The 6,635-nt window shown below is 66.8% G+C and carries 7 protein-coding genes; 5 read left to right on the top strand and 2 right to left on the bottom strand.

Features of this window, described 5'->3' with window-relative positions; genetic code table 11:
* The 5 genes from AC1DYX_RS25825 to AC1DYX_RS25805 form a co-directional block, all read left to right on the top strand.
* On the top strand, positions 1 to 816 hold an 816-nt coding region (locus tag AC1DYX_RS25825; RefSeq protein ID WP_477264195.1), incomplete at its 5' end, for an isocitrate dehydrogenase kinase/phosphatase-domain containing protein.
* Entirely contained in the window at positions 809 to 2,008 is a 1,200-nt protein-coding gene (locus AC1DYX_RS25820; RefSeq protein WP_477264193.1) for an acetyl-CoA C-acyltransferase, read from the top strand. The genes AC1DYX_RS25825 and AC1DYX_RS25820, both read left to right, overlap by 8 nt.
* A 251-nt stretch (positions 2,009 to 2,259) precedes the next feature.
* A complete protein-coding gene (locus AC1DYX_RS25815; RefSeq protein ID WP_477264191.1) occupies positions 2,260 to 2,928 on the top strand; it encodes an SDR family oxidoreductase in 669 nt (222 codons plus the stop codon).
* Positions 2,929 to 3,111: 183 nt separating this feature from the next.
* A complete protein-coding gene (locus tag AC1DYX_RS25810; protein ID WP_477264189.1) occupies positions 3,112 to 4,239 on the top strand; it encodes an acyl-CoA dehydrogenase family protein in 1,128 nt (375 codons plus the stop codon).
* A gap of 20 nt (positions 4,240 to 4,259) precedes the next feature.
* Complete coding sequence (locus AC1DYX_RS25805; protein WP_477264187.1) at positions 4,260 to 4,820, top strand: GNAT family N-acetyltransferase; 561 nt, start codon at positions 4,260 to 4,262, stop codon at positions 4,818 to 4,820.
* On the opposite strand, the gene AC1DYX_RS25800 is transcribed toward AC1DYX_RS25805, so the two are convergent.
* A complete protein-coding gene (locus tag AC1DYX_RS25800; RefSeq protein ID WP_477264186.1) occupies positions 4,821 to 6,005 on the bottom strand; it encodes a thiolase family protein in 1,185 nt (394 codons plus the stop codon).
* A gap of 110 nt (positions 6,006 to 6,115) precedes the next feature.
* Positions 6,116 to 6,586, bottom strand: coding sequence for a MarR family winged helix-turn-helix transcriptional regulator (locus tag AC1DYX_RS25795; protein WP_477264183.1), 471 nt, complete (start codon positions 6,584 to 6,586; stop codon positions 6,116 to 6,118).
* Positions 6,587 to 6,635: the final 49 nt, after the last annotated feature.

The following is a 6,635-nucleotide window of genomic DNA, read 5'->3' as shown; positions in this document are numbered from 1 at the left end:
GAACTACCCTCCTTTCCTTACGTGTTCAAGGTGATCAAGGATTTCTATCCGCCGCCGAAAGACACGACGCGCGCCCGCATCAAGGAAAAATACCTGCTGGTGAAACACCACGACCGCGTGGGCCGCATGGCGGACACGCTGGAATACTCGGACGTGGCCTTTCCGCTGGCCCGCTTCGACGAGGAACTGCTGGCCGAACTGCACCAGTACGCGCCTTCGCTCGTCGAGATCGAAGACGGCCACGTCGTCATCAAGCACCTGTACATCGAGCGGCGCATGGTACCGCTGAATATCTTCCTGGATGACGCCCAGCGCAGCGGTAACGACAGCCTCGTCGAGCACGGCGTATTCGAGTATGGCAATGCGATCCGCGACCTCGTCGCCGCGAACATCTTTCCAGGCGATATGCTCTACAAGAACTTCGGCGTCACCCGGCATGGCCGCGTCGTGTTCTACGACTACGACGAGATCGAGTACCTCACCGATTGTCAGTTCCGCGACATCCCGCAGCCGCGTAACGAGGAAGACGAGATGTCGGCCGAGCCGTGGTACCCGATCGGCAAGCATGACGTGTTCCCCGAACAGTTTGCGCGCTTCCTGCTCGCAAACCCAAAGATACGCGCGGCGTTCATGAAACACCATGCCGCACTATTGACGCGCGTCTGGTGGGAGTCCCACAAGGACCGCATCCTGGCGGGCGAAATCGAAGACGTGTTTCCCTATCCGCAGCACATCCGCTTCCATCACGCGGACCCAACGACTCCGGCGTTACCCTCGCCGCAACCACATTATCTGGAGACCTTACACAATGAATGATCCAATCGTTATCGTCGGCGCCGCCCGTACCCCGATGGGCGCCTTCCAGGGCGATTTTGCCTCGAAATCCGCGAGCGACCTGGGCGCCGTCGCGATCAAGGCGGCCGTCGAGCGCGCCGGCGTCGACGCGGGCCTCGTCGAGCACGTCTACTTCGGCAACTGCCTGATGGCCGGCCAGGGCCAGGCCCCGGCGCGCCAGGCGCTGATCAAGGCCGGCCTGCCGCTGTCGACGGGCGCCGTCACCTTGTCGAAGATGTGCGGCTCGGCGATGCAGGCCGCGATCTTCGCGCACGACGTGCTCAAGGCCGGCAGCGCGGACGTCGTCGTCGCGGGCGGCATGGAATCGATGACCAATGCCCCGTACCTCATCCCGAAGGCGCGCGGCGGCTACCGCATCGGCCACGGCATGATGTTCGACCACATGATGCTGGACGGCCTCGAAGACGCGTATTCGCGCAACGAGAAGACGGGCGAAGGCCGCTCGATGGGCACGTTCGCCGAGGAATGCGTGGCGCAATACGGCTTCACGCGCGAGCAGCTGGACGCGTTCGCGATCGAATCCGTCAAGCGCGCGCAGAACGCCACCGAGTCCGGCGCTTTCCGGTGGGAGATCGCGCCCGTGACCGTGGCCAGCCGCCTGGGCGAAACCATCATCGACAAGGACGAAGGCCCCGTCAAGGCCAGGGTCGACAAGATTCCGACGCTGCGCCCGGCCTTCAGGAAGGATGGCACCATCACGGCCGCGTCGTCGTCGTCGATCAACGACGGCGCCGCCGCGCTCGTCATGATGCGCGAATCGACGGCAAAGGAACTGGGTGTGATGCCGCTCGCCCGCATCGTCGCGCACACGACGCACGCACAGGAGCCGGACCAGTTCTCGACCGCACCGATCGGCGCGCTGCAAAAGCTGTTCAAGAAAACGGGCTGGTCGCCGAAGGACGTGGACCTCTTCGAGATCAACGAAGCCTTCGCCGCCGTGCCGATGGCCGCGATGAACGAGCTGGACATCCCGCACGGCAAGGTCAACATCCACGGCGGTGCGTGCGCGCTGGGCCACCCGATCGGCGCATCGGGCGCGCGCATCATCGTCACCTTGCTGGGCGCGCTGAAGAAGACGGGCGGCAGGCGCGGCGTGGCGTCGCTGTGCATCGGGGGCGGTGAAGCCACGGCAATGGCGATCGAGATGGTTTGATCGTAGGGTGGGCGGCCTCCGCCCACCAAACGCATGCGGTACGCAAACGCTTGGTGGGCACGGGGTGCCCACCCTACGGCGACTTTCCCGATTACGGACGTTTTCGGGTAGGGTGGGCACCCCGTGCCCACGCGTTCAACCGGCGCGTGAATAAACGTCGTATTCATTCATGCGCGCGTTGAACGCGTGGGCGGAGGCAAGGCCCCCAGCCTTGCCTCCCCGCCCACCCTACCCATCTCAAGGAGAACTTGATGCCTACGGCTCTCATCGTCGGCGCCTCGCGCGGCATCGGCCACGAACTGGCCCGTCAATACCGTGCCGACGGCTGGCGCGTCATCGCCACCGCGCGCAAGGCCGCGGATTGCGAGGCCCTGCGCCGGCTCGGCGCCGAAGCGCACCAGGTCGACGTCACCAATGCCGAATCGATCGGTGGGCTGGGCTGGAAGCTGGACGACGAAAAGATCGACGCCGCCTGGCTCGTCGCCGGCGTGTACGGCCCGGACCACGCCGGCTTTCCGACCGGGCAGGAGTTCGACACCGTCATGCACACGAACGTGCTGTCCGCGATGCGGCTGCTGCCCATCGTCGCGCCGCTGGTCGCCACGACGCGCGGCAAGCTGGCCGTGATCTCGTCGCGCATGGGTTCCATCGGCGGGCGCACGAGCAACCAGGGCTCGCTGTACCGCGCCAGCAAGGCCGCGCTGAATTCCGTGCTGGCCGACGCCGCGCTGACGTATGGCCCGCAGGGCGCTTGTTGCCTGACGTTCCACCCGGGCTGGGTGCGGACCGACATGGGCGGCCCCGGCGCCACGCTCACCGTGGAGAAGAGCGTGACGGGCCTGCGCGCGACGCTGGCCAACGCGACGCCGGCGCAGAACGGCACCTTCCTCAATTACGACGGCACGACCATCCCCTGGTAGAAGATTTTTTAATAACCCACTAATGCTAAAGGACCTTCCCAAACCGTAGCGAGCGGCGGCAGTTTCGTCCGGGACGCGTAGTCCGAGAAGCGCAGCTGTACTTACGGTACAGCGAGCATCGCAGGGCTAGGCGCCCCCGCCGAAATGCAACGCGCAGTAGGTTTGGGAAGGCCCCACCACAACATGATACTGAGCGAAGAACACCAGATGATCCGCGACGCCCTGCGCACCTTCGCGCAAGAGCGTCTCGCCCCCAACGCCGCGCGCTGGGACCGCGAGCATCATTTTCCGAAGGACGAGCTGAAGGAACTGGCCCGGCTGGGCGCGTTCGGCGTGGCCGTGCCCGAGCAGTATGGCGGCGCTGGCCTCGATTACATGGCACTGGCGCTGGTGCTGGAAGAGATCGCGGCCGGCGACGGCGGCACCTCCACCATCATTTCGGTCAACAACTGCCCCGTGTGCTCGATCGCGATGACGTACGCGAACGCCGCACAGAAGGAACGCTGGCTGCGGCCGCTCGCCCAGGGCGACCTGCTGGGCGCCTTCGCGCTGACGGAACCGCACACGGGCAGCGACGCCGCCGCGCTGCGCACGACCGCCGTGCGCGACGGCGACCACTATGTCCTGAACGGCACCAAGCAGTTCATCACGAGCGGCAAGAACGGCGACGTCGCCATCGTCATGACCGTCACGGACAAGGCGGCCGGCAAGAAAGGCATCAGCGCGTTCTGGGTACCGACGGACACGCCCGGCTACATCGTCGCCGGCATCGAGCAGAAGATGGGCCAGCATTCGTCGGACACGGCGCAGATCGTATTCGACAACTGCCGCGTCCCGGCGGAGAACCTGATCGGCGAAGAGGGACAAGGCTACAAGATCGCCCTGTCCGGCCTGGAGGGCGGCCGCATCGGCATCGCATCGCAATCGGTCGGCATGGCGCGTGCCGCGTTCGAGGCCGCGCTGGCGTATGCGAAGGAACGCGAAAGCTTCGGCACCCCGATCTTCGACCACCAGGCTGTGCAGTTCCGGCTGGCCGAGATGGCGATGCAGATCGAGGCCGCGCGCCAGCTGATCCTGCATGCGGCATCGATGAAGGATGCCGGCCTGCCCTGCCTGAAGGAAGCGGCGATGGCCAAGCTGTTCGCATCCGAGATGGCCGAGCGTGTGGTATCGTCGGCGATGCAGGTGTTCGGCGGCTATGGCTACGTGGCCGACTTCCCCGTCGAGCGCATCTACCGCGATGTGCGCGTGTGCCAGATCTACGAAGGCACGAGCGACATCCAGAAAATCCTGATCGCAAGGGCGCTTTGATCACGACAATGAGCGCATCGATGGACAAGAAAGAGGCATTGACGATCCGCCAGGCCGATGAAACCGACCTGGCGCCCTTCTTCGCCTACCTGGACGACCACCTGCGCGACAACGGCGCCGACGACACGCCGCTGTTCCAGCCGGTGGCGCCCGGCCAGCCGCGGCTGCCGGCCGGGCTGCGCATCGCATTCATCAAGGGTATCGACATCCCCGTCGGCCAACCGGGCTGGCGCCGCCTGTGGCTGGCCATCGACGCGTACGGCGACATCGCCGGCCACATCGACCTGCGCGCCCGCCCCGAACCGGCGGCCACGCACCGCGCCATGCTCGGCATGGGCGTGCACCGCGTCTGGCGCCGGCGCGGCCTGGGCCGGCGCCTCCTCGCGACGGCCGCCGGTTGGGCGCGCGCCGACACCGACATCGGCTGGATCGACCTGGAAGTCATGTCGGACAACCTGCCGGCCTGCGCACTGTATGCACGCGCCGGCTTCACGACGGTCGCCCGCGTGGCGGACATGCTCAGGATCGCGGGGGTCAGCCATGACCTCAGCTACATGACGTACAGGCTGCGCCAGGCTTGATCACACCTGCTCGAGCGCCAGCGCGATCCCCTGCCCGCCGCCGATGCACAGCGTGACGACGCCACGCCGTGCCAGGCCCCGACGCATCGCGTGCAGCAGGCGCACGGTCAGCACGGCGCCCGTCGCACCGATCGGATGGCCGTGCGCGACCGCGCCGCCCTCGACGTTGATCACGTCTTCCGGCAGCGACAGCTTGCGCGCCACCGCGAGCGGCACGGCGGCGAAGGCTTCGTTGATCTCGTAGCAGTCGGCGTCCCCGATCCCCCAGCCGGCGCGCGCCAGCGCCTTTTGTACGGCCGGCACGGGGCCCAGGCCGAACATGCCCGGCTCCACGCCCGCCACCGCGGAGGCGACGAGGCGCGCGACCGGCTGCAGGCCCAGGCGCTCGGCCGTCGCACGGTCGGCGACGATGACGGCGGCCGCGCCGCTGTTCAGGCCAGGCGCGTTGCCGGCGGTGATCGTGCCGTCCGGACGGAACGCCGGTTTCAGCTTCGTCAATGTGTCCAGGGTGGTGTCCGGACGGTTGGCTTCGTCCGTGTCGAACACCTGCACGCCGCGCTTGCCGGCGATCTCGATGGCGACGATTTCATCCCTGAACGCACCGGCCGCCTGCGCCTCGGCGAAGCGCCGTTGCGAGCGCTCGGCCCAGCGGTCCTGGGCCTGGCGGCTGATGTCGACCTCCTTCACGAGATCCTCCGTATGCCAGCCCGAGTGCTGGGCCGAGAACGCGTCGTTCAGGCCGTCGTGCAGCAGGCTGTCGTAGATCTGCGCGTGGCCCATGCGCGCACCCCAGCGCGCCTGCGGCATCAGGTACGGGGCCTGGTCCATGTTTTCCATGCCGCCGGCCAGCACGACGCTGGCTTCGCCGGCGAGGATCTCGTGCGCGGCCGACGCGATGGCCTGCGCGCCCGAGCCGCACACGCGGTTCAGGGTCATGGCCGGGACGGTGACGGGGACGCCACCGTGGATCGCGGCCTGGCGCGCCGGGTTCATGCGGTTGCCGGCCTGGATGACGTTGCCCATCAGGACGGCATCGATGGCATCCGGCGCGATGCCCGCGCGCGCGATGGCGGCACGGATGGCGGTCGCGCCCAGTTCGACGGCGGGGATGGATTTCAAAGACCCGTTGAACGCACCGACGGGGGTACGGACGGGGGCACACAGGACAATCTCACGAGCAGACATGATGACTCCTTCTGGATGGGTGATGGAAGCGGCGAACGGACACGGCAAATAGGAGTATATACACGTATTTTGGAAATTGCATGCTACGCGGCCATGCGCGTCGTAAAAACTCAGGATGGGTCTGCGCCGCTGTCGTGGAGTTCGTGGATGCCCGTCTCGACGACGGCGCGCAGCAACGCCCGCAGTTCGACCGCGCGTTCGCTGCCGAAGTTCCGTTCAAAAGTCTCCTGGGCACGGCRCCACAGCGGCAGCACAGCCTTGACCTTGGCCTTGCCGGCGGGTGTCAGGCCGATCACGCGCTCGCGCTTGTCATGCTCGCTGGGGCCGGTGGTCACCAGCGCGTCGCGCTCGAGCGGCTTGAGGTTGCGCGTGAGGGTCGTGCGGTCCATGACCAGTTGGGTGGACATCTGGTTGACCGTCATCGACCCCAACCCCAGCAAGGTGTACAGGATGGAAAACTGCGTGATGCGCAGGCCGGCCTCGCTCAGCACCTGGTCGTACATGCCGGTAACGTAGCGCGACGCCTGGCGCAGGGCGAGGCAGTTACAAAGAGGGTCGGTCGAGGGCGCACGCGATGTCATGTCTGGTAGTCCGATGCCGGGTGGGCGTAGGGTGGGCACCCCTGTGCCC

The sequence above is a fragment of the Massilia sp. P2_C2 genome (assembly GCF_056404615.1).
The sequence above is the reverse complement of the archived record's forward strand: the minus strand, read 5'-3'. Positions and strand labels throughout refer to the sequence as shown.